Annotated in this window: 23 protein-coding genes and 1 pseudogene; 7 read left to right on the plus strand and 17 right to left on the minus strand. The window is 40.4% G+C overall.

The genetic code is table 11. The annotated features are described in order from the left end of the window. Positions 1-96 precede the first annotated feature (96 nt). The 4 genes from J8Z25_RS09435 (at position 97) to J8Z25_RS09450 (ending at position 3,332) form a co-directional block, all read left to right on the plus strand. Entirely contained in the window at positions 97-1,107 is a 1,011-nt protein-coding gene (locus J8Z25_RS09435; protein ID WP_130051366.1) for a GlxA family transcriptional regulator, read from the plus strand. A 120-nt stretch (positions 1,108-1,227) separates the two neighbouring features. Next, positions 1,228-2,427 (plus strand): GAF domain-containing sensor histidine kinase, encoded by a 1,200-nt coding sequence (locus J8Z25_RS09440; RefSeq protein ID WP_250660950.1) that lies wholly within the window; start codon positions 1,228-1,230, stop codon positions 2,425-2,427. Between the two features lie 6 nt (positions 2,428-2,433). Beyond that, on the plus strand, positions 2,434-2,817 hold the full coding sequence (locus tag J8Z25_RS09445; RefSeq protein WP_250660951.1) for a hypothetical protein: 384 nt from the start codon (positions 2,434-2,436) through the stop codon (positions 2,815-2,817). Further along, complete coding sequence (locus J8Z25_RS09450) at positions 2,814-3,332, plus strand: S41 family peptidase (protein WP_250662026.1); 519 nt, start codon at positions 2,814-2,816, stop codon at positions 3,330-3,332. Before J8Z25_RS09445 ends, J8Z25_RS09450 begins: the two co-directional genes overlap by 4 nt. Here J8Z25_RS09450 and J8Z25_RS09455 read toward each other — a convergent pair. From J8Z25_RS09455 to J8Z25_RS09495, 9 genes are all read right to left on the minus strand, one after another. Continuing rightward, on the minus strand, positions 3,309-3,752 hold the full coding sequence (locus J8Z25_RS09455; protein WP_250660952.1) for a GNAT family N-acetyltransferase: 444 nt from the start codon (positions 3,750-3,752) through the stop codon (positions 3,309-3,311). The genes J8Z25_RS09450 and J8Z25_RS09455 overlap by 24 nt on opposite strands. Positions 3,753-3,785: 33 nt before the next feature. Continuing rightward, complete coding sequence (locus tag J8Z25_RS09460) at positions 3,786-4,280, minus strand: MgtC/SapB family protein (protein WP_130051362.1); 495 nt, start codon at positions 4,278-4,280, stop codon at positions 3,786-3,788. Positions 4,281-4,310: 30 nt separating this feature from the next. Further along, positions 4,311-5,414 (minus strand): GNAT family N-acetyltransferase/peptidase C39 family protein, encoded by a 1,104-nt coding sequence (locus tag J8Z25_RS09465; RefSeq protein ID WP_250660953.1) that lies wholly within the window; start codon positions 5,412-5,414, stop codon positions 4,311-4,313. After that, a complete protein-coding gene (locus tag J8Z25_RS09470) occupies positions 5,414-6,808 on the minus strand; it encodes a RimK family ATP-grasp domain-containing protein (protein ID WP_250660954.1) in 1,395 nt (464 codons plus the stop codon). Before J8Z25_RS09470 ends, J8Z25_RS09465 begins: the two co-directional genes overlap by 1 nt. A 200-nt stretch (positions 6,809-7,008) precedes the next feature. Continuing rightward, positions 7,009-7,485 (minus strand): GreA/GreB family elongation factor, encoded by a 477-nt coding sequence (locus J8Z25_RS09475; RefSeq protein ID WP_130051359.1) that lies wholly within the window; start codon positions 7,483-7,485, stop codon positions 7,009-7,011. A gap of 76 nt (positions 7,486-7,561) precedes the next feature. Continuing rightward, on the minus strand, positions 7,562-8,482 hold the full coding sequence (gene secF, locus J8Z25_RS09480) for a protein translocase subunit SecF (protein WP_130051358.1): 921 nt from the start codon (positions 8,480-8,482) through the stop codon (positions 7,562-7,564). Continuing rightward, the gene (gene secD / locus J8Z25_RS09485; RefSeq protein ID WP_130051357.1) at positions 8,479-10,290 is read right to left on the minus strand and encodes a protein translocase subunit SecD; all 1,812 of its coding nucleotides are present in this window, start codon (positions 10,288-10,290) and stop codon (positions 8,479-8,481) included. The genes secF and secD overlap by 4 nt, the downstream gene beginning before the upstream one ends. Before the next feature lie 74 nt (positions 10,291-10,364). Next, complete coding sequence (locus J8Z25_RS09490) at positions 10,365-10,736, minus strand: hypothetical protein (RefSeq protein WP_250660955.1); 372 nt, start codon at positions 10,734-10,736, stop codon at positions 10,365-10,367. A gap of 206 nt (positions 10,737-10,942) precedes the next feature. Then, on the minus strand, positions 10,943-11,989 hold the full coding sequence (locus J8Z25_RS09495; RefSeq protein WP_250660956.1) for an NAD(P)-dependent alcohol dehydrogenase: 1,047 nt from the start codon (positions 11,987-11,989) through the stop codon (positions 10,943-10,945). Positions 11,990-12,198: 209 nt separating this feature from the next. Between J8Z25_RS09495 and J8Z25_RS09500 the strand changes: the two are divergent. The 3 genes and pseudogenes from J8Z25_RS09500 (at position 12,199) to J8Z25_RS09510 (ending at position 16,057) form a co-directional block, all read left to right on the plus strand. Further along, positions 12,199-13,941 (plus strand): annotated as a pseudogene (locus tag J8Z25_RS09500) (ABCB family ABC transporter ATP-binding protein/permease). Positions 13,942-14,015: 74 nt separating this feature from the next. Next, on the plus strand, positions 14,016-14,729 hold the full coding sequence (locus J8Z25_RS09505; RefSeq protein ID WP_105180428.1) for a YebC/PmpR family DNA-binding transcriptional regulator: 714 nt from the start codon (positions 14,016-14,018) through the stop codon (positions 14,727-14,729). Between the two features lie 53 nt (positions 14,730-14,782). Beyond that, positions 14,783-16,057: a protein kinase gene (locus tag J8Z25_RS09510; protein WP_250660957.1), complete on the plus strand. Its 1,275-nt coding sequence runs from the start codon at positions 14,783-14,785 to the stop codon at positions 16,055-16,057. Between the two features lie 41 nt (positions 16,058-16,098). Here the strand turns inward: J8Z25_RS09510 and J8Z25_RS09515 are convergent, their stop codons facing one another. From J8Z25_RS09515 to glk, 8 genes are all read right to left on the minus strand, one after another. Continuing rightward, complete coding sequence (locus J8Z25_RS09515; RefSeq protein ID WP_250660958.1) at positions 16,099-17,220, minus strand: sterol desaturase family protein; 1,122 nt, start codon at positions 17,218-17,220, stop codon at positions 16,099-16,101. A gap of 65 nt (positions 17,221-17,285) precedes the next feature. After that, positions 17,286-17,645 (minus strand): hypothetical protein, encoded by a 360-nt coding sequence (locus J8Z25_RS09520; RefSeq protein WP_239977820.1) that lies wholly within the window; start codon positions 17,643-17,645, stop codon positions 17,286-17,288. Between the two features lie 52 nt (positions 17,646-17,697). Next, a complete protein-coding gene (locus J8Z25_RS09525) occupies positions 17,698-18,141 on the minus strand; it encodes a hypothetical protein (RefSeq protein ID WP_250660959.1) in 444 nt (147 codons plus the stop codon). Between the two features lie 125 nt (positions 18,142-18,266). Beyond that, positions 18,267-19,271: a type I glyceraldehyde-3-phosphate dehydrogenase gene (gap, locus tag J8Z25_RS09530; protein WP_063705673.1), complete on the minus strand. Its 1,005-nt coding sequence runs from the start codon at positions 19,269-19,271 to the stop codon at positions 18,267-18,269. 18 nt (positions 19,272-19,289) lie between these two features. Continuing rightward, positions 19,290-19,910: a bifunctional 4-hydroxy-2-oxoglutarate aldolase/2-dehydro-3-deoxy-phosphogluconate aldolase gene (gene eda / locus J8Z25_RS09535; protein WP_130051350.1), complete on the minus strand. Its 621-nt coding sequence runs from the start codon at positions 19,908-19,910 to the stop codon at positions 19,290-19,292. A gap of 34 nt (positions 19,911-19,944) precedes the next feature. Beyond that, complete coding sequence (gene edd, locus J8Z25_RS09540; protein ID WP_130052282.1) at positions 19,945-21,795, minus strand: phosphogluconate dehydratase; 1,851 nt, start codon at positions 21,793-21,795, stop codon at positions 19,945-19,947. Positions 21,796-22,226: 431 nt separating this feature from the next. Next, entirely contained in the window at positions 22,227-23,240 is a 1,014-nt protein-coding gene (locus J8Z25_RS09545) for a LacI family DNA-binding transcriptional regulator (RefSeq protein WP_130051349.1), read from the minus strand. A 22-nt stretch (positions 23,241-23,262) separates the two neighbouring features. Next, positions 23,263-24,261, minus strand: a complete 999-nt coding sequence (glk, locus tag J8Z25_RS09550) for a glucokinase (protein WP_130051348.1) — start codon at positions 24,259-24,261, stop codon at positions 23,263-23,265. Between the last annotated feature and the right edge of the window lie 190 nt (positions 24,262-24,451).

Raw genomic sequence — 24,451 nt, forward strand, 5'->3', positions numbered from 1 at the left:
TAAACCAAGTTTAAATGGATTAACTAATACACTTTATGCTTAAATAGCCAAATAACCTGCATAAAAGGCCAAAAACAACTGGTCGGAGCAATTTCAGTGACGAAACTTCAACATCAAAAAGCCATAGAAATTAGTATTTTGGTTTATCCACACTTACTAATAACTAGTTTAACCTTACCTATAGAAATGCTTAGAGCCGGCGAGGCCTTTGCCAAAAGCCATCATCAGCATAACGAATTTAAACCTCTCAACATCAACTTAGTAGCAACTAGCATAAAAGCGATCCCCAACCGCACGGGGCTAGCAATAATGCCCGATTGCGAAACTGCTTCAGCGCCAGCTAGTGAGTTAATTATTGTCCCTGGTATTTGGCGCAACCCGCGACCTGTAGTAAGCAAACAGCAAAGCTTGGTTGACTGGCTTGGCGATTCTTGGCGGCAAGGCAGTCATATCATTGGTGTAGGTACTGGCAACTGTTTAGTTGCTGAGGCTGGATTACTTGATGGTCACCCTGCTACCACCCACTGGCATTACGCAGAGCAATTTAAACGTGACTACCCTAAAGTGCAGCTTAAACCTGACTTTTTTATTACTCAATCTGAGCGTATGTATACAGTTGCCAGTTTAAATGCCCTTGCAGACGTTATAGTCCATATTATTAGCCAATATTATGGTCGAGCAGCAGCGCAACATGTTGAACGTAATTTCTCTCATGAGATTCGTAAGCCCTATGAAGATCAACGTTATCTAGAAGGTGCGGTTGATAAGCACCCTGATGAACTTATTGCACAAATTCAATTTTGGCTGAAAAACAATTTAACCTCCGAACTGACCCTGCAAGAAATTGCGGCGCAATTTAGTTTAAGCTACCGCACCTTTACACGCCGCTTTCGTCAAGCCACCAGCCAAACACCCGTTGAATATTGGCAACAGCTGCGTGTTCAAACGGCAAAAGAGTTATTAGCCTCATCAAATTTATCTATTCAAGAGGTAGCACTAGAAGTCGGATATAACGACCAAGGTCATTTAACAAGGGTATTTAAGAAAGTGCTTTCACAAACACCAAGTGAATATCGCACAGTAGTTAGGCGTAAACTGTTTGGTTAATTAATAAGAAATTACTGATTGAAGAACAATAAAATCTGATATGGAGCATTTATGTTGCTCAATTAGAATTTGTTACTAAGCTATCACTTAGTAGTATTTGTATTTAATTGAGTTCAAATAATGTATCAGCCTGATTATGATGAATTAGTTGAGAGTTGGAATAAAACTCTTGAAGTATTAGCACTGTTTGCCGATGTGCCTGTCGCTTTAGTAATGAAGGTCGAAAATAATATTATTAGTGTATTTTCTAAAAATGCAAACCAATTAAACCCATACGAAATAGGCGACAGTGAAAAGTTTAAAAATTCAGGCCTTTATTGCGAGCATGTTGTAAAAAACCAGAAACTGCTGAATATACCTAATGCACTTATTGATGATGATTGGAAAGAAAACCCTGATATCAAGCTCAATATGGTTTCCTACTTAGGTTTGCCCATTTCTGCTGGCGATACAACGCCATTTGGTACAATATGTATCCTTGATAGTAAGCCCCATGAATACAACGAGCCAGTGATAAAACTACTTGAAACAATAAAACAAAGCTTTGAGACCCAACTAAAATTACTTTACCAACAGAAACAATCGCTTGAACAAAACCAATTTACTGAACTTGCCACTTTAATTCGTGGCATTGCCCATGAGGTCAATACTCCTTTAGGTAACTGCATAACAGCCGTTGATTTCACTCAACAAACAGTGACAGAAACTCAAAATAGGCTTACACAGAAATGCTTGAGTCAGCAAACACTGCAAAATACACTAAACACTTTGTTCGACACTCATGAACTAGTAAGTCGCAATTTAACTACTTGCGCCTATAAGATAAGAATTTTACAGGATTTGCTCTATACAAAATCACAATCAAGTAAAACAATCATGACGTTAACTCAGCTTTCGGAGTCATTGTATAAGCATTTAGAAGAGCAAATAAAACATCGTGGTATCAAATTAGATATTAATTATCAAAACCCTCATAGCCAATTCGAAGTTGAAATAGACTTGCTAAAACAAGTACTTTTTATTTTGCAGCAAAACTCAATTGAGCATGCGTTCAACAACATCGAAAACCCAGCTATAGAAATTGATATTTATGATTTTGATGAGGTATTAAAAATTCACTACTCCGATAATGGCACCGGTATCAGCATAAGTGAACAAAACTCCATTTTCACCCCATTTTATAAAGGGAAAAACAACCAATCAGGTATTGGGCTTGGCCTCAGCATTGCGAAGAAAATAGTTACTCAACAACTACAAGGTGAAATCTGTGTTCAAGAAAGTAACAACGGCGCTCACTTTTTAATTAGTTTGCCGAAGTAAGTTTTAATGAAGAAATCATACTTTTTTACATTGATGTTATTTACTCTAATTTCTTCTTTTGTTAAAGCAGAGCCAAATTATGATGAAGTAAAGCAATTAATTAACAAGCACTTTATCCGTAAAAATGATTATTCAGACAAATCAGCCTATCTTGGCTATAAAACTCCAAACGTTGCAACACTTCTTAAATCACTCAATGAACCTCATACTTATCTCAAGGATAAAGATTCAAATATAATTTTTTTCAGCGCCAAAAAACGCTGTGTTAATAACAGTAAAATTAAGCTGAGTTTTCAAAAAGGTAAACTTGCTTATCTAAAAGTTTCCAGTATTGGTGCGACACAACGGAAGAAAAATCTCAATATGTTCGTAATTCAATCAATAATATAAGATCTCAAGACAACGAAAATTCTCGATACTGGATTATTGATTTAAGAAAAAATAGCGGCGGCAATATGTGGCCGATGTTGCAAGCACTTTCCCCTTTTTTCGACGCTACACAAACATTAGGTGAATTCCATTTGTCATCTGGAAGCATTACTAGATTTGGATTTAAAGATGGAATAGCCCATGAAAGCACGCTACAAAAAATCAATTTTCAACCAGATACTTATGATTTAAAACATCAGCCTATTGGGATTTATGTTTTGATTGATTCTAGCGTCGCTAGTTCAGCTGAAGCATTGGCAATTGGGCTATCTTCTCTTAATAATGTAACACTTGTTGGCGAGAAAACGTGTGGCTTAGCTACTGTCAATACTCCGTTTGAGCTCAGTGACGGAAGTATTCTTGTTTTAACAACAGGCGAGATGGCCAATATTCATGGTCAAACGTTTAAAAATGGAATCAAACCTAGCATGAGTAGTCTAGAATTTAGTACGCTAATCAAAGACTTTGGAGAATAAAATCTTGCTAGTCTGTGGGCTACCTCTGTCCTCATAACCCACTATTGCATAACCATTTTTGATAAGCATATTCAGCATTGCAGGAAAACGGTTCATAGACTTAACCATTATAACTCGGTAATTATTGGTCTTAACCCAAGCTTCTTGCGCGTTTAATAATGATTGAGCTATGCCCTGCCCTCTACATTTTGGCGCAACTGCACCAAGCCAGCTATAAAAGGTGTTTGAATCTAGCTCATAACCCAGTTTGTAGGCCACAGGCTCATTTTCGATATAAGCAACTAAAGCTAGATGCTCAACATCTGCACACCGTGCTTGTAATTTACTGAGGCTATTTCGGCCATCAAACTCAGGAATTTGACTATCAACAAGTAACAAATCTTCTAAACAGGACGGCTTTATTGTGTAACAAGGCTCCATGAATCACTCTAATCTAACTTCTATTATCTAACTTCACTTTTCTTTTCGATAATACAACTTTGAATAGCGTTTTACACGAACATGCACACCGCGACCTAAGCTCTTAAATTTAGCTTCAAGTACATCTACGCCATATAAAATAACGACCACTAATACTGAAAGTTTAATTGCAGCTAACAAGTTATCAGTGGCAATCACAACACCTATAGAGGCTAATACCCAGATAGTTGCTGCGGAAGTTACTCCAACAACCGCACCATCTTTTGCAAGCATCACACCCGCACCTAAAAAGCCGATACCGGTAATAATTTGGCCTACAACACGTGAATGGTCTATCACATCGCCATGTAACATAAATGCTGTAGCAAGAAATAAATAAGTACCTAACACAATCAATGCGGAGGTACGAATACCAACAGGCTTACCTCGTAATTGACGCTCCATACCAATAATTGCGCCGCAAAATGCGGCGCTACCAATTGCTGACCAAGAATAAGGGGCAATATCAAATAAACTACTCAGAGTCACTGTACTTCCAAATCAAACTAACAATTAAAATTATAAATAAAAGGCCATCGCAGTGCTGAGTCTTGATGAACCAAAACTAGCCATTTTGTTAAAATCGGCTTTGGCTATTGGGACATGCTGACAATCAATCGCCAATTGTTTTTCGTTTTCACAAAACGGGTCATGCACGTACAAGCAATGCTCATCAATATGCGTTACACACACCCAATGCGGTGACTTTTTACCATCAAATCGATAGGTACTGATCAATAACACCACCGCTTTACCCTCCGCAAGCCAATCCTCAATAGCAACCAAGGTTAACTCTTGATAGCGTACTGGCAGCTTTGCAGCTATCGCTTCTGCCACAAATTGATTATGAACCGTATGCAAGATGGCTTTTTTCTTTTCGCTTCTTACCCCGTCAATAAACAAAGTTTCACGAGTATTTAAAACTACATCAGCTTTAAAACCTCGTTTCATTGCCGCAAGTGCTAACCCTAGAGGGTGACAACCGCCATGCCCTGATGTCATAAAAATAGTGGTAGCTTCACGCCATATATCCAGCTCTTTCAGTTGGCTCATTGCGGTATCATTCAATGATGACATTGCCATTAATAACGCCGCAGGACCACAGGTAAACTCGGTTGTTTGCTGGTACCAAGGCGTGTGTTTATCGGCATTAAACTCGATATTACGTCGAATGTTTTTTTGCATTCGATGGGCATCACTATGGTCATCATAATAATCACTGTAATGACCAAACACCTGGTAACCCAGTTTTTCATATAAGCAAATTGCCGATAGGTTGTTTACCGCAACTTCTAGACGCATATATAAACGGCCGCGTTTAGCTGTTTCGTTTTCAAGTGCAAGCAGTAACTTTGAAGCAATGCCTTTGCCTTGCTGAGATTGCAAAACCGCCAGTGAATATAGCCGAGCAAGACGCGTCCCCTTGTGACACCAAACCAAACCATAACCAACTAGTTGGTTCTCGATCTCGGCCACCATCAGTAAGCCATGCGTTGCGCTGATCCAACGTTTTAAACTACGACTACTTAATCTATCTTGACTAAAGCTTTGTTCTTCAATGGCAACAAGGGCCGCCAAATCCGTTGCCTGAGCAAAACGGATTTGACAAACAGAGGCGTTCATTAACCACGGCCTCGTGCTTCTAAGCGTTGTTTAAACTCATCCATAATGATCATATAAAGCTCGTCACCTAAATAGGCATCTTCGACTTTATGGTCGATACTAGGGTTGTCATTCACTTCTAACACGTATGCTTTACCTTGATGTTCTTTAACGTCAACACCATACAAACCTTTACCTACCGTTTTGCAGGCTTTTAACGCCGCATCGAGTACAACTTTAGGTAATTCAAATGTTGGCAAGGTTTCAAAGCCACCAGAAAAGAAACGTTTTGCATCATGGTTATAAATTTGCCAGTGATTACGCGCCATTAAATAACGACACGCATAAATTGCACGGCCATTTAACACCCCAACACGCCAGTCGTATTCGGTGTACATGTACTCTTGTGCAAGCACAAGTGCACTGAACTCAAACAGCTCTGTTAATTTAGCAACTAATTCATCACGATTAGCAACTTTAAAAACGCCTTTTGAGAAAGAGCCTTCTGGCATTTTTAATACCAGTGGGTAGCTGAAGTTTGCTTCTAAACTTTCAATTGTCTCTTCACTTGTATCAGCCACAACGTGAGTTTTTAAACTCGGCACTTTTTGATAATTAAAAGCATCGTGCAAATACACTTTATTACAGCAGCGCAGTATCGACTCTGCATCATCAATCACCACTAACCCTAAGCTTTGTGCTTTACTCGCTAAACGATAGGTTGGATGGTCGATGGCCGTTGTTTGACGAATAAACAACGCATCAAATTGTGCAATATTGGTAATTTCATCAAATGTAAGTGCTTGAGCATAAATACCATGTTTAGCGGCTGCTTTAATAAATTTAGCAATGGCATCTTTATCACTTGGCGGCACTTTTTCTTGGTGATCAACCAATATGGCCATATCCCAACGGTAACGACGTTTTTTATCGTGAATGCGCCATACTGACATCGTAAAGCTACTGAGTTGCTTTACAAACTCTGTAAAGCCCGTGTCATCTAATGATGCAATCGCACCTTGCTTCACAACACCTTGTTCATCACACACCAAAATAGGCGCAGGATATTGCGAGAATAATGCTTTAGTTGCTTTGCTTTGCTGCTCTTGATCTGTGTGACCAAAAAATACAGTACAACCAGCAAGCTCTTTATGACGCGTGCTATGCTCATCGCTACGTAGTGCATTAATTGTTTTTACACTCGGTAATACCTGATGCTTTCTTGCTTCAGCAAGCAAAGAGCAATAATAGCCTTTACTTAAATACTGCCCTGTATCACACAAGTTTAAAATACGCGTTTTTGGCTCATTATGTTTTGGGTAATCACGTAAGTAGGTGTCAAAGGTAATGACATTTTCGAAATTTTGAGCAATACGTTGCTCATTGTTATCAACCACAATCAAGGTTTTAAACACGACTTTTCCTAAATTAAGTCTTATGAAAAAAATGAAAACACCCAGCCGATTAAGTGAACGCATGAGGCTAAACTTCACTTAACTAGATGGGTGCTTATAAGCATTAAGCTTGATGTGATTTATAGAGGTTTTTTTACTTTGTGACCAACGAGTTATTTTTTACTTGAAGATGAAATTTACTGATTAATAAATTTTCTTGATCAGACTATTTCTGTAATGCTATAAAACTGTGCGTTACCTGCAATTGTCAGTGTTACTTCGTCATCAATTTGCTTGCCAATCAGCTGTTTACCTAACGGCGCTTCACGGGTTACAACATATATAGGCTGTTCTTTTACGGTGACTACTAAGCCACCTGCACTTGGGCCCATAAAAAACCACTTTGAGTTATCTTGTTCATCGACAAGACACACTAATGCACCTTCACGAACCTTATTAAATTCGCTTTCTTTAAACACTGTATTGAATGCTTGTATGTCACGGTAGCACTCATTAACTCGTTCAGCTTGCCCTTGCGCTAAATAAGCGGCTTCTAAACCCAAGGTATCGTATTGAGTTTCAGCAACACTTTCTTCGTGGGTTGCTGCATCATGAGCCGCTTTAGCCGCTGCTTTGGCGTTTTGCAGTTGTGCCTCTAGCGCAAAGCGTAAATGTTCAATTACGTGTGTTTTATTCATATCAAAGCAGTTAAAACAGAAAAGCCGCTATTCTATGGAAAAATAGCGGCTGATGAAAGTAAGTTATAAAACTGACTTATGGCATATCCATATAGGCTTTGGTTTTATCATCCAGTGTTTGGGTGTAATTTTCTGAACTTAACCCTAATAATTGCGGTAAGGTGGCGGCGATACAAATCGATGAGAAGGTGCCCACCACAATGCCTGCAAATAACGCGATAGCAAAACCCGTTAATGCAGCGCCAGCAAGCAGCCAAATACAAGCAATGGTCGCAAGTGTTGTGCCTGAGGTGATCAATGTACGCGTTAACGTAGAGCCAATTGCATCATTAATCACAACATGGGTATTAATGCGTTGATTGTCTGGCTGAATACGTAAAAGCTCTCTAACTCTGTCGCCAACAATAATTGAGTCATTTAATGAATAGCCAATAATAGCCAGTAAACTCGCCAGCACGGTTAAATTAAACTCAAGCCCTAACAAGGAAAACAAGCCAAGCACTAAGATTAAATCATGTAACAGTGCAACCACTGAGCCTACCGCGAGTCGCCATTCAAAACGTACAGCTAAATAAACCATAATGGCAATCAGTGCTGCAAATAATGCTAAACAGCCTTGCTCAAAAAGCTCATCACCGACTTGTGAACCTAAAAAAGAACTTGAAAGCACGGTAAATTCTACACCTTGCTCATTCAGCTCTGATTGCCAATTGCTGGCTTCACTAAGCTCTGGCGCTTCTCTTAAAACAAAGTGGTATTCACCCGCTTTAGTTATGGTTAATTTGTTTGCAATTTCAGGACTTAACTTTGCCTTTAAATCAGCAATAGTTGTTACTGACGTTGTGTTTATCTCAGTGATGTAGCCACCTGTAAAATCAAGGCCAAAGTTTAGCCCTTTGACAGATAAAACACCTAAGCTCGCGATGACTAAAACACAGCTTAGCAATAACCCTAAAACGCGCGATTTACTCGCTGCAGTTAATGTTGACCAACTCATGCTTTAGCCCCCGATAAATTTGTCAGTTTAATGTAGAGTGTTTGGCTAAGCGCTTTTGAAATGTAAACACCGGTGAATACGCTGGTTAATAGTCCGAGCGCTAATGTAATTGCAAAACCTTTCACAGGCCCATAACCAATGGCGTATAGAATGATAGCTGTGATCATGGTGGTCACATTGGCATCAAAAATGGTCGTAAATGCTTGGTTATAGCCTTGCTCTATTGCTTGATAGGTAGGTCGACCTTTACGTTTTTCCTCTTTTATTCGCTCAAAGATAATTACATTAGTATCAACTGCCATGCCTATTGTTAATACAAGCCCTGCGATGCCCGGTAATGTCAACACCACGCCAGGTAATAACGACATTAAGCCGACTAAAGCGGTTAAATTAAGTAACAACGCAATGTTGGCAATCAGGCCTAAACGACGATACCAAAGCGCCATAAATGCAAGGGTAATACCGATACCAAGCATTAAAGCAGCTAATCCGTGTTCAATGTTTTCACTACCTAAGCTTGGACCTATGGTTTGTTCTTGAACTATTGTCACTGGCGCTGTGAGCGACCCTGCACGAAGTAAAAGCGCTAAATCGTAAGCTGCTTGTGGGCTTTTCATATTCGTAATACTAAAACGAGAACTTAAATGCTGTGCAATGTTTGCCACATTGATCACTTCGCTTTTTTTCACAACTTCGCCATTTGCATTCCGGGAGTATTCAGAATACACCGTGGCCATTGGCTTACCTATATTGTGCTTTGAAAAAGCAGACATTGCATCGCCACCTTGCGAATCTAAGCTAAGCTGGACTAAAGGCTTGCCCCATTCATCTTTACCAACACTGGCATTATTGATGTGATCACCTGAAAAAATCGCCACAGGATTTAAATTAACAACACCACCACCTTGCACATTAAACGCTTTACCACCCACTTCGACGACCTGATAAAAATCTAGGGTCGCTGTTGCACCAATAATGCGTTTAGCTTCTGATGGATCTTGTACCCCTGGTAACTCAATTCGAATTCGTTGTTTACCTTGCCTTTGCGTCACCGCTTCTGTGATGCCAAGCTCTTCAATACGTCCACGCAGGGTTGTTAAGCTTTGTGCCATGACTTGTTTATTGAATTCGCTTTGGCTTTGCTCATTAAAATGCAGTAATACTGTGGTTAGGTTATTACTCGTTGATTTAGTTTGCATCAGGCCTTTGAATTGACCTTGTAAGGTTGAGATGAGTCCTGGGAGTTGCCCTTCACCGCTTGGTAAAATTTGCAGCTCAACCCCTTCTTTTACTTCACTGGCTCTAATACCACGAATTTTGTCTTTTCGAAGCGTCAATTTAGTTTGTTGATACACACTGTTTAAGTGCTCTTGCATTGCTTTATCTAGGTCAACATCAAGCACAAATAGCACCCCACCATTTAAGTCAAGTCCTAACTTAATCGGTGAAAGACCAAGCTGCTGAAGCCATTGTGGGCTTGTCGCATGCTCAACAATTTTAGCTTCCAGCTGTGGGTATTGAGTTTTTATAAAACTCAGTGCATTGGCACTTTGAGTAGGCTCAGCTAATAAAATAGCCAGTTGTGCTTGGCTATCATTAGCTTCAGACACTTCAAAACCATGTTGATTTAGTGAAGTTGTCACACTTTGCAGCGTCACAGTTTGATCTGGCAAGCTAATGTGCAACCAAGATTTGTTAGGGTAAAGATTAGGTAGTGCGCTAACCGCTAATAAAATACACGCCGCTATCATAGCGACATAACTCATTTTTAGACGACGCCATAGCGCCGGCTTTGATTTATGTGACATACATGACTTCCTTCCAGCATTTTCAGCCGGTAAAAAATTAATTCCAAAAATAAAAAAGTAACGAAGGAAGTCGTTTAGCTATGGTAGGTCGTATTCGCTTTGTACAAGAGATTAGCGTCTTTCCAGCCACTAATGCGGGATTTACGTTGCGTGGCTAACGCAAACCATGGGATCATGCGCACAGCACTTGGTGGCGCTAAAAAGTGCTCTTTTCCCAAATCTTCAGCAAAGAATTCAATTAATAGCTCGTAATCAGGGTCAACCTGACTATGGTAAAGAAACAATGATGAATTACTGGCAGTTAAACGCGGCACAAGGGTATCAAACCCCGATGGTTCTACCGGTTTAGGATGCTTAGCTGTATGAGTTAGAGAAATAACTGGGGTTTTAGTCAGCTCGACTTGGAACAATTTAGTGGCAGCATAGTGTGAGTGAGTGTCAGGCATAGCCATGCTCTGTGCACTAAAGAACACAGTAAATAGCAAGATAATGACTGAGAAAAACCGTAACAAGAACTGACCAATAAATTAAGTGGATAACACAGCTATAATGAGGGTAAAAAAATAAAACACAAGTTATTACTTAAATAAAAGTAACTAAAATAAAGCGAGCCTAACTCGACCCGCTTATTAATTTAACTTTGTTAAACAAGTTAAACTTCTAATGATGACATGTCGATAACAAAGCGTGAGGCCATATCACCTTGCTTTAATTTATCGAAAGCGTCATTAATTTGTTCCATTTTGATCATTTCAACTTCTGGCAGAATATTATGTAACGCACAGAAATCGAGGATCTCTTGGGTTTGTGCTATACCACCTATCAATGAGCCAGCAACACGGCGACGTCCAAGCAGAAGTGGAACAGAGTTTGATTCTGCAAGTTCACCAACTTGGCCAACTAGCACTTGGGTACCATCTATATCAAGCAGTGGCATATAAGGTGTAAAGTCATGTTTAACGGGTATGGTATTAATAATTAGATCGAATTGATTAGCATGTGCTTGCATCACTTGTTCATCACTTGAGACTAATAAGTCTTTCGCACCATAATCTAAAACCTGTTGTTTTTTCTTATCACTGCGGCTAATTGCCGTAACATGTGCACCCATTGCAGCTGCGATTTTAATTGCCATGTGACCCAAACCACCTAGACCAATTACCGCAACACGGCTGCCTGGGCCAACATTCCACGTGCGTAGTGGTGAATAAGTTGTGATACCTGCACATAGAATTGGCGCACATTTCGCTAGGTCTAAACCTTTAGGTACATTGAGTACGAACTCTTCACGAACCACAATGTGTTTTGAATACCCACCTTGAGTAAGTTCGCCACTGATACGATCTTGCCCTGAGTATGTACCCACCATTCCTTCGCGACAAAACTGCTCTTCACCATGATGACACTGGTCACAGCTCAAACAGCTATCTACCATACAACCAACAGCGACATTATCGCCCACTTTGTATTTAGTAACGCCGCTACCCACTTCAAGAACGCGGCCAACAATTTCATGACCCGGTACTACTGGGTACTGAGTCCAGCCCCAATCGTTTTTTGCTGTGTGTAAGTCTGAATGACACACGCCACAATAAAGAATTTCAATTGATACATCTTCTTCACGAAGTGCACGGCGTTCAAAATGATACGGCTCTAATGGTTTTTCTGAATCATGTGCTGCATAACCGACGGTTTTCATGCTTACTCCTTAATTTTCTTCGTGTTTAACTCATGCAATTAACAAATTTGCTAATGCGCTGGTGTATACTGCACTCAGTATAGAGGTAAATTTGCAAATTACACTTGCCTAAAACACGAAAGCTTTTGCCTATTTTTATCAAATTGATTTAAGAGACCCCCATGCGTGGAATGAGCCGCAAAGAACAGGTGACGAGATCGCCTGATACAATGAACCTATCACAAAGCATCAAAACACTCTGGCCCTATTTAATGACCTTTAAAGGCCGAGTTATTTTGGCTGTACTAGCTCTTATTGCAGCCAAGGGGGCCACATTGCTGATGCCTTGGGCACTAAAAGAAATAATCGACGCAGTAGATTCTAGTATCAACCCGATATTAAGCGTTCCTATTGCCCTGCTCATCGGCTATGGTTTGCTGCGCTTTGCCAGTGTGTTTTTTGGTGAAGTTCGCGATGCATTGTTTGGCCGTGTTACTGAGCACGCTATGCGCCATATTGGTTTAAAAGTATTTAAACACTTACATAGTTTAGAATTAGCCTTTCACCTTGATAGGCAAACAGGCGGTATTAGTCGCGATATAGAGCGTGGTACAAATGGCCTCAGCTTTTTAATGCGCTTTTTGATGTTTAACATCGTGCCAACCCTATTTGAAATAATCACAGTCGCCATTATTTTTGCGACCTTGTTTTCACCTTGGTTTGCATTAGTCACTGTTATCGCTGTCGCTATTTACATTGCTTTTACTGTAATAGTAACTCAGTGGCGTAACAGATTTATACGTGAAGCAAATACTGCCGATAACAACTCAAATACTCGTGCTATCGACAGCTTACTAAATTACGAAACCGTTAAGTACTTCAACAATGAACATTATGAAGCAAACACCTACGACAGCTTTTTAGCTAAGTGGGAACAAGCGAGGCTAAAAAATCGTTTATCGTTACTGGCGCTAAATTCAGGGCAAGCACTTATTATCGCCGCAGCTATTACAGCACTAATGTGGCTAGGTGCCAGTTCAGTGGTCAATAAAGAGCTGACCATAGGTGAGCTTGTAATGATCAATGCTTACATGATCCAGCTATTTCTACCTCTTAATTTTTTAGGCTTTGTGTATCGTGAAATACGCCGTGCACTAACTGATCTTGAAAACATGCTCGGCTTATTAAATCGAAAAGCCGCTATTAGCGATGACAAAGATGCAAAACCATTAACTACAACAAAAGCAGCTATTCGATTTGAGAATGTCTCTTTTAGTTACGACAAACAACGGCCTATTTTAAATAATTTAAGTTTTGAGGTTACTTCAGGCAGTAAAGTAGCGATTGTCGGTGCCAGTGGCGCAGGTAAAAGTACCTTAAGCCGCCTGCTTTACCGCTTTTATGATGTGGATGCGGGCAAAATTTATATTGATGAGCAAGCAATCAACACAGTTACACTTGAAAGTTTGCGCCAAGCTATTGCCATAGTACCGCAAGATACCGTGCTATTTAACACCAGCATTCGCGAAAACATCGCCTACGGAAATCCAACGGCAAGCGAAGATGATATTGATAAAGCTATAAGCCTTGCCCACTTAGATGGGTTTATTGCAAGCCTAGATAAAGGCGATTAAACCCTTGTTGGTGAGCGCGGTTTAAAAGTGTCGGGCGGCGAAAAGCAACGTATAGCAATTGCCAGAGCCATTTTAAAGGGTTCACCTATTTTATTATTTGATGAGGCAACATCAGCGCTTGATTCGCATTCAGAGCAAGCTATTTTAAGTGCTATGCGTGAAGTCGCGCAAAAGCACACCAGCATAGTCATTGCTCATCGTTTATCAACAATCACCGACGCAGACAAAATTATTGTTATGAAACAAGGACAAGTTGTTGAACAAGGTCAGCACCAACAGCTACTTGCGGCGAATGGCGAATATGCTCGAATGTGGCAGTTACAGCAAAGCGACGAATAAACACTGTTAACTACTAGGTTAAATGATTAGAATAACGGCTTTATTTTTATCTATAACAAAAAGGCAACACGCAGATGGGCAGAGCTTATCAAAACAAAAAAGACTCAATGGCAAAAACTGCGGGTGCAAAAACCAAAGTTTATTCAAAGTACGGAAAAGAAATTTATATCTGCGCTAAGAATGGTGGTGTTGATCCCGATGGCAACTTAGCACTTCGTCGCTTAATTGAGCGTGCTAAGAAAGACCAAGTACCTACGCATGTAATCGAGCGTGCAATCGATAAAGCCAAAGGTGGTGGCGGCGAAGATTACGTAGCAACTCGCTATGAAGGTTACGGCCCGGGCAACTGTATGATCATTGTTGACTGCTTAACCGACAACAACAAACGTACCTTCGCTGACGTACGTGTTTGTTTTACTAAAGCAAATGCAAAAATTGGTGCGCAAAATTCAGTATCACACTTATTTGATCACCTCGCTATTTTTGTTTTTGACGGTGATGATGACGAAGCTGTATTAGAAGCATTGATGATGGCAGATGTCGATGTAACAGATGTAGAAGTTGAAGACGGTAAAATCACCGTATTTGCTCCACACACAGAATACAACAACACCCGTACAGCACTTGAAGAAATGGGAATTACTGATTTCCACGAAGATCTAATTGCCTTTGTGCCGCAAGTAGAAGCACCAATTGAAGGTGAAGACGTTGAAGTCATGGAACGCTTTTTAGCCATGCTAGAAGACTGTGATGACGTACAAAACGTTTACCATAACGCACAGTTTTAATTAAAAAGGCCAACCAAGTTGGCCTTTTACCTTTTAGCACAAAGGAATCAACATTGAATACCCTCGAAGAGTTAAAAGCCGGTTCTCTACAAGGTAGTACACGGCTTCAGCTTGTTGCAGAACTAACTGAATTCCCAAAAGAAATTTATACCCTAGCCGATACGTTAGAAACCCTTGATTTATCTAATAACCAGCTAAGTGATTTACCTGACGATTTTTACAAATTAAAAAATCTAAAACGACTGTTTTTATCATTTAATCAGTTTAAACACATACCTGACGTGCTAAGACAATGCCCAAACTTAATCATGGTGGCATTTAAAAGTAATCAAATTACTGAATTTAAAGCACACTGTTTGCCAACGAAAATTGAATGGCTGATCTTAACTGATAATCAAATCCCCGCTTTGCCGGATACATTTGGTGAGTACAGTCAGCTTAAAAAGCTGGCACTGGCCGGCAATCAGTTAACACATTTGCCAGCCTCAATGGCTAATTGTAAAGAGCTTGAGCTAATACGTTTAAGCGCCAATAAGCTTACAAAAGTTGCAGATTGGCTTTTAGCCTTACCGAAACTTGCTTGGCTTGCCTTCTCTGGTAACGATTTAAATCGTTCAACCAGCTTACATTGTGAGCTGTTTAGCCAAATAGCACTGGATGAAATCGATGTTAAAAAGCAGATTGGCCAAGGCGCATCTGGGGTTATTCACTTCGCAAACTGGCATCAACGACCTGTTGCCCTTAAGTTATTTAAAGGCGAGATCACCAGTGATGGCTACCCACTCGATGAGCTTAATTGCTGTTTACAAGCAAGTGAGCACCCAAACCTAATTAGAGCGTTGGGCTATGTTGATGAAGAGTCACAACTGGGTTTAGTAATGGAGCTGATCAATAAAAAGTTTACGAACCTTGGTTTACCACCATCACTTGCAAGTTGTACCCGTGACACATTCGAAGACAACTGCCAGTACACGCCAGAAATGGTGCTAAAAATCATTCAACAAATGACAAGTACCCTCGCCCATTTGCATAAAAAGCAAGTTAGCCATGGTGACATTTATGCCCATAACAGCATGATCAATTCACAAGGCGATTTATTGTTTGGTGACTTTGGTGCCGCAACCGATTTATCGATGCTAATGCCAACTCAACAACAGCTATTAGAAGGCATTGAAGTACGTGCCCTCGGTTATTTTATCGATGATTTACTGACTGTTGTGACTGAACAAAATGACATTACAAAGATGCTTGCCGACATAGCCCAAGAGTGCTTGGTACTCAACTCAGAAAAACGACCTCGCTTTTCTGAGCTGCTTGCGCGATTATGATTTAATACTAATTTGCCTATAAACAAAGCCTCACTGAGGCTTTATTTTTGCCTGTTAAACGGAAACAGCTGCTGCTTTAACATTCCTTCGGGCATGTAATCGCCAACCACACCATATTTATCGGGCCACTCTGCTTGACCTTTTACAGCGGTGCCAAATAGATAATCTAAAAAAGAAAAATGCGCTGCATAGTTACGGTCAATGGCCGCTTTATCAGATGAATGGTGCCAATGATGAAACTGAGGAGTAACCAGAAAATACTTTAACCAACCAAAATTTACGCGAACATTGGCATGGTTAAACACAGCCTGAAAGCCAACAATAATCACATAAAGGCTAATGACTTCAGATGGAAAGCCCAGTACAAAAATAGGCGTAAGTACTAAGCTACGCGTCACTAATATTTCTAAAATATGCTGACGTGAGCCTGCGAGCCAATCCATTTCTTTTGCACTATGATGCACGGCATGAAAACGCCAAAGCAGAGGTACTTCGTGATAAGCCCTGTGCACAAAGTATTGCATTAAATCGGCCACTAAAATAATTAAAAAGAGCTGGAGTAAAAATGGTATTTGTATAATAAAGCCTTGCACAGTATCAGATACAGCCCAGCCAAATGCGTGATGCACAAACTGATTGGTTGCAAGAAGCACAAAACCGATAATTAAATGATTTACAAAGAAATGATTTAAATCACCTTGCCACTCAGAGCGGAGAATTTTTTGCTCTTTGCGGTGCGGTAGCAGCTTCTCAATTAAAATAAAAATCAGTGTGGAGCCAAGTAAATCAAGAATGAACCAATCAAGCCCTAGGTATGGCGTATTATCTCTAAAATCGCCCACTTGAACATTCGGGCCACCAAATGCAATAGCAAGAAGTATCAGCACCCAAGCTGTTGCACCGAGTCGTTTGTTAGTGTTACGAACAAAGTTCAACAAGCCTAAACTGCCTGAAATAATTAGTGCCACGAACATTAGCTGACGCAAAAACTCAACGCTGTAGTTTTGTCGAAGCTCTGGCGTCGTTAAGTACTCAGGAAAGTGAAAAGCTAATACTCCTAAACAGGATAAAATCGCTAAGAAGCAGGCAATATAGCCACTGATATTGCCTTCACCCACTTGAAACTGCTCAGCCCGAAATAACCGATGATAAAGACGAGTCATGATATAAAAATCCATTTATCAATTTTTTGCAGCATAACACAGAAGAATTTAGGAACAAATATACGCTAAGCCATCACTATCATGTGTACACAACAAATTGATACTAAGCTAATAAAACCTAAAACTAGGCTGCGTTCAGGTAGGAAATGAATAATCAACGCAGGCATTTCAATAATGTGTGAAGTCATTGGCCTATAGCATAAACTATGTTTTTCAAAGTTCATGAAAGCGTTTTTTAGCCTTTCAAGGTAGAGCATTAATCCAGCTAAATGAATGAGCACAAATGTCGATGGACCTAAAAACTCAAGTAGTGCCATAAGCTCATACCCCATCATTAACTCAGGTCCTGCAATGAGAATTACTAAAACCAGCGCGATTGTTTTATACAGCTTATTAGCGAATAACTGTCTAATTTTATTAAACATCCATATCCTTATGAAACGATTTAGGCTTATAAAAGAATAAGCCTTTTAAATATTATTGGAATGCTTTATCAAACTTATCTTGATCAAGGTATTTATCAAATGCACCTAAAGCATTACCAACACTTGGCTCAGCCATTAACTCTTGCATTGCAACTTCACCCACAATACCGAATGCGTTTTCCATTGCTCCCTGACCGCCGACTTCAATCGCCGCCCTTGCTTGCTTTGGACAGTCTTCGGTTAATAAACGCGTAACTAACGCACCAACATAGCGATTAGTTTCATCCATATCTTGTTCTGTCACGTTCGAGAAAGGCTTAATTATACTGTGCGTCGACATACCTAGATAAATCCACTTAGCGAGGTTCTTTCGTTCTTTGCCATTTAGTGAATCAGTTAAACACACTGCAAGTTGCTGTGCTTCTTGCGATGCGGATACATAACAAGGCAGTATCGACGATAAAAAGAGTGACGTAGTTAATAAGATTTTTTTCATTATCTTTCCTTGAAAACAATTACGCACAATAAAGTAATGTGAATCCAAATTAATTTCCAGTAAAAACCAAAAAAGCCACGATAAACGTGGCTTTGTTGGATAAAGCTTAAACTTTTACTGTTCTATTATAAGAACTGACCTAGCGCTTTAACTTGGTCTAACATGCGGTTTGAGAAACCCCACTCGTTATCGTACCAAGCCATCACTTTAACAAGCTTACCATCTACTTTAGTTTGGGTAGAATCGAAGATTGAAGACGCTGGGTTATGGTTAAAGTCGATAGAAACAAGCGGTAGTTCGTTGTATTCAAGAATACCTTGCATTGCACCTTCTGATGCTGCTTTAACTACTTCGTTGATTTCTGCTGCAGTTGTTTCACGCTTAGCAACGAACGTTAAGTCTACTAAAGAAACGTTGATTGTTGGTACACGTACTGCCATGCCGTCTAGTTTACCCGCAAGTTCAGGAAGTACTAAGCCAACTGCTTTAGCAGCACCTGTTTTAGTTGGGATCATTGACTGAGTTGCGCTACGTGCACGATATAAATCTGGGTGATAAACGTCAGATAAGTTTTGATCGTTTGTGTAAGCATGAATTGTCGTCATGCTACCTTGCTCGATACCTACTGTGTCGTTGATTGCTTTTGCAATCGGCGCTAAACAGTTTGTTGTACACGATGCATTTGAGATAATGTTGCTGTCAGCGTTTAATACTTCACTATTAACACCATGAACAACAGTTGCATCCATATCAGTACCAGGAGCAGAAACGATTACTTTTTTAGCACCTGCTTCAATGTGTTTAGCCGCTGCCTCACGTGAAGTGAATAAACCAGTACATTCTAGAACGATATCTACGTTTAGAGCTTTCCAAGGAAGGTTTGCAGGATCACGCTCTTGCGTAAGGGTAATTTCGTCATTACCAATTAGCATGGTGTTTTCAGCAAGTGTTACTTTTTGAGAAAATTGACCGTGAACTGAGTCAAATTGAGTTAAATGCGCGTTAACATTTGCTGGTGCTAAATCGTTAATTGCAACGATTTTGATTTCGTTGTTTTGAGCTGACTCATAAAGGGCACGTAATACGTTACGACCGATACGTCCATAGCCATTAATTGCAACATTAATCATTCTAATATCTCCCGTTAATTATTTTACTTCACTTGCTTGGCGAGCAAGCGCTTCAATGGCTTGCCAGTCTTTGTTTTCAATAAGTTGTTTGTCTAACATCCACGTACCACCCACACAGATTACGTTTTTAAGTGCGAGGTAGTTAGGTGCTGTTTCAAGGCTAATGCCGCCTGTTGGACAAAATGTTACTTGTGGTAAAGGGCCACCAATTGATTTCAGCATTGCAGTGCCACCCGCTGCTTCTGCAGGGAAGAACTTTAGAAACTTAAAGCCTTGGCTTGCTAATTTCATTACTTCACTTGGTGTCGCAGCACCTGGTAAAAATGGAATATCAGACTCTTTAGCCAGTGCTAATAATTCGTCGTTTACGCCAGGGCTAACCATAAAGTCAGCACCGGCTTCAACTGATGCATTAAATGTCGCTTTATCAACCACAGTACCTGTGCCAACGTATGCTTCTGGTACGGCTTCTTTCATTAGCTTCACTGCTTCTGCCGCAATTGGCGTACGCAAAGTAATTTCTAATGCTTTTAAGCCACCGTTATAAAGCGCACGTGCAAGGGGTGCTGCATCTTCAAGTTTTTCGATAACAACAACCGGTACCACAGGTGCCGATGATAAAATTTTCTCAATGCTCATTGTTTGTTCCTCATAGCCCAGTAACGGCGTATTATTATTCTAAACCAAAGGCGCTAGCGCCTAGGTCTGCACTACTTACTATATTTCTGAAACCTGCAAATAACTCTCGACCTGTGCCGTATGTTTGGCTTGGTTGGCTAAGTTGTAATTCACGTTTTGCTAATTCTTCATCGCTTACATGTACTTTCAATACACCTGCTGGTGCGTCAAGCGTCACTAAATCACCTTCGTGAATTTTAGCGATTACACCACCTTCAACAGCTTCTGGTGCTAAGTGGATTGCAGCAGGAACTTTACCAGATGCACCCGACATACGACCGTCTGTGACAATCGCCACTTTGTAGCCTTGGTCTTGCAGTGTTGCCATTACTGGCGTCAACTTATGAAGTTCAGGCATGCCTTTCGCTTTCGGACCTTGCTCTTTAATTACAGCAATAAAGTCTGTGTTTAATTCACCGCGGCTATACGCTTCTTGTAATTCACCTTGTGAGCTAAATACTTTAGCTGGTGCAGAAACAACTTGGTGTGACTCTGCCACTGCTGATACTTTAATAACTGCTTTACCAAGGTTACCAGTAAGAAGCTGTAAACCACCCTGCTTACTAAACGGGTTATCAATTGGGCGCAATACTTCTTCGTCGTGTGACTTTTCAGGACACGACACCCATTTAACTTTGCTTGGGCCTGTGCTGTTAGTCATAATCACTGATGAATCTTTATCTAACATTGGCTCCGTGGTGTAAGCTTCTAGGCCATCACCGACAATCGTTTTCACATCGTTATGTAAGTAACCTTTGCTAAGTAGTTGCTTCATTAAGAAGCCCATACCGCCAGCTGCTTGGAAGTGGTTCACATCAGCTGAGCCGTTCGGGTAGATACGCGTAAGAAGTGGCACAACTTCAGATAAGTCAGCCATGTCTTTCCACGTTAGGATCACACCTGCAGCTTTCGCAATAGCCACTAAGTGGATTGCGTGGTTTGTTGAGCCGCCTGTTGATAACAAGCCAACTAAACCATTAATAATTGTTTTTTCACTTACTACATCTGCAAGGCAGTTAGCATCTTTTGTTTCGATTAACTGCTTTAACATAGTTTCTACAGCATGACCTGTTAAACCATCACGTAGTTCTGTGTAAGGGTTAATGAAAGAGCTACCTGGTAAATGTAGACCCATGATTTCCATTAACATTTGATTCGAGTTTGCCGTACCGTAGAAAGTACATGTACCGGCACTGTGATAAGATGCGCTTTCAGCTTCAAGAAGCTCTTCACGACTTACTAAGCCTTGTGCAAATTTTTGACGAACACGAGCTTTTTCTTTATTCGGGATACCCGATTGCATTGGACCTGCTGGTAAAAAATACGTTGGTAAATGACCAAATGATAAAGCACCAATTAAAAGTCCTGGGACGATTTTGTCACAAACACCTAAACAGAAAACACCGTCGAATACATCATGCGATAAAGAAACCGCAGTAGACATTGCAATCACGTCACGTGAGAACAATGATAACTCCATACCGTCACGGCCTTGTGTTACGCCATCACACATTGCTGGTACGCCGCCAGCAACTTGTGCTGTTGCATCGTACTTAGTCGCAAGGTTTTTGATGATTTCTGGGTAATCTTTGTAAGGGACATGCGCAGAAAGCATGTCGTTATAAGCGTTGATGATAGCTAGATTTGGTTGCTCGTCTGCTTTTAAACGATCTTTGTCATCGCTGCTACAAGCAGCCATAACATGTGCAATATTACCACAGCCTAAACCTGCACGAACTCTTGTTTGTTTTTTTGCGTGCGAGATTCGCTCTAAATAAGCTTGGCGGGTCTCTTTACTGCGTTCGATAACGCGTTCGGTGACTTCTTGAATACGAGGATGCAACATATAAATTCGACTCATCTCTATAGTTAGAGGATAAAGGCTCAGTAACAATTACAGACTCCACGAAAATAATTGTACTGAGCATCTTTGATTTACCCGTTCAAAGGTACGCTGACAGGCTGTCTCTCACAACCAACCTGACACCGGTGTCACTGTATTAACTCATGACTGTGACACCGGTGTCAACCTTATCTGTTAAATTTAGTTTAATTTTTTTAAATGACCAAATAATGAACAACTTTATTTTAGTAGAATATGAGCAGAATTCATATGAAGCACTACTATCAAAGGCGTACCCACTAGCCTAAGTTTGTAGTTAGTTCTATTTTAAAACAATGAGTTAAAGTGTTGTTATCCATTTTACCCATCTGAAATAAAAAAGCCCGAGAACGCGTCACTCATTCTCGGGCTACTGTGAAAAAACAAGATGAAATTTATTTAATTGCAGCTGTCGACTCACGAGTAATGAGTTTTGCTTCAAGGGTTACTTGATAAGGCGACTCTTGTGGGTCACTAATATGAGTAATCAATTGCTTGACTGCTTGCTGAGTCATTTCTTCAACTGGTTGAGCAATGGTAGTTAACCCTGGCCAGATATGACGAGCAATTGGAGCGTTATCAAATCCAGCGATAGAAATATCATCTGGCACTCTTAACTGCATTTGCGTAGCAAGTTTTAACACCGCTGCTGCCATGTAATCATTTGAAGCAAATACCGCCGTTGGCCGAGGATTTAAATCTAGAATAGTACGGGCACTGTCAACACCTGAGTGATAACTGAAGTTACCTTCTTCAACTAAGCGCTCATCAAACTCAATGCCGTTTGAAGCAAGTGCTCTTCGGTAACCTTTAAAACGTTGCTCTGTAGCACTGTGATCAGGGTGACCTTTAATGAAAGCGATTTCTTTATGACCAAGCTTAATAAGATGCTCAGTTATTTCAAAAGCTCCCTGCTCATCATTACTTCTTACAGAAATAGAGTCGTCTTCAAGTACCGCTGATGCGACGCGAGCATACGGGATCTTTTTCGATTTTAAAAAGCTTACAAGTTCAGGAAAATCTGAAAATGGAGGGGTCAGTACAATACCGTCTAAACGCGAGGTTTGAATCAACTGCTCAATATTACTAATTAATTCGTCGCCACGTAACTCACAAGGATGGATCAATAAGTTGTAATTAAGCTCATGACAGGCAGCTAAGGCACCAGTTTGGACACGGGTAATATAGCTTTTACTAGGATTATCGTATAAGCAACCAATAATAAAACTACGGTTTTGTGCCAAACCTCGTGCAATTGGGTTTGGCGTGTAATCAAGCTCTTTAAATACTTTAAGTACTTTTTCGCGCGTTGCATCACTCACGTTTGGCTCGTTGTTGAGAACGCGAGATACTGTTTTTTTCGATACACCGGCATAGCTGGCGACACTGTTGATGGTTACTTTCTTCATCCGCTCTACATCCAACTGCTAATTACGCGTTACTTTTAACATGTATACACGCAGCAGCACCAATGAATGGAATGTTGTCTTGTGTTACAAGCGTAACAGGGATCTGTGAAGTATATTGCGACATTATGCCTTTGTCTGCAAAACGTTCAACAAATCGACTAGATAATAGACGTTGTTGCATGCGAGGTAAAATACCACCACCAATAAATACGCCACCTAATGCGCCAAATGTCAGGGCTAAATCCCCTGCTACGCTACCAATCCAATCACAAAATTGATTTAGCGTTGCATCACACACTTCACATTGACCTGTAGTTGCCAACTCACTGATTTGTGCTGCATCTAAATTCTTAGCTTCAACGCCTTTTACTGCAGCCATAGCACGATATAAATGCGCTATACCAGGGCCTGAGAACACAGTCTCTACAGACACATGATTTAATTGCTTTTTAAGTTCAGTAATTAGCAACCGGTCTAATTCAGTTACTGCTGCAAGAGTAATATGGCCTGCCTCGCAGCTAAGAACAGCGCTGCCTTGAGATGTTCGAACTAAACACGCAGCACCAAAACCTGTACCAGGTCCCATTACGGCAATATTAGCATTTTCATCAGCTTGGCCTGCTTTAACGGCCATATTTTGTGAATCATCTAAATAAGGAGCCGCATAAGCAAATGCAGCAAAATCGTTGATTACTTCAAGTTGCTCAAATGCGAATTCAGCTTTTAAGTCCGCAACATTAAAGTGCCAGCCAAGGTTTGTTAAATGTACTTGACCTGCTTTAATCGGGCCCGCTACCGCTAAACATGCACGATTTGGCTTTGGAAATGAAATTTGGCTGAAATACTGAGTAATTGCACTTTCTAAAGAGCCAAAGTCAGCACTTGGGAATGTTAAATTATGCTCGATAACAAACTGGTTAGTTTGTGCATTAAAGTCAGTGATTAAAGCGAAACGAGCGTTAGTGCCGCCAATATCGGCAACAAGAATAGGAGCGAATTCTGTCGTTGTCTGTGTGTTCATGTTGTTTTCTCTATTTGTCTAAGCTAGTTGCCGCTTATTTTTCTAGTTTTCAATGGCAAAGCCATTGTGTCTGCTAAACTTTGGGTCATTGCCTCAAGGAAGCTATCTTTTGTATTAAAAAAATGCTGCCCAATTGAATGGGCAGCCAAATACGTTTTGACAACAAAATGATAAAACAGTGACATTATGA

Origin of the sequence: Pseudoalteromonas sp. SCSIO 43101 (genome assembly GCF_023650775.1) — a bacterium.
Lineage (GTDB): Bacteria > Pseudomonadota > Gammaproteobacteria > Enterobacterales > Alteromonadaceae > Pseudoalteromonas > Pseudoalteromonas apostichopi.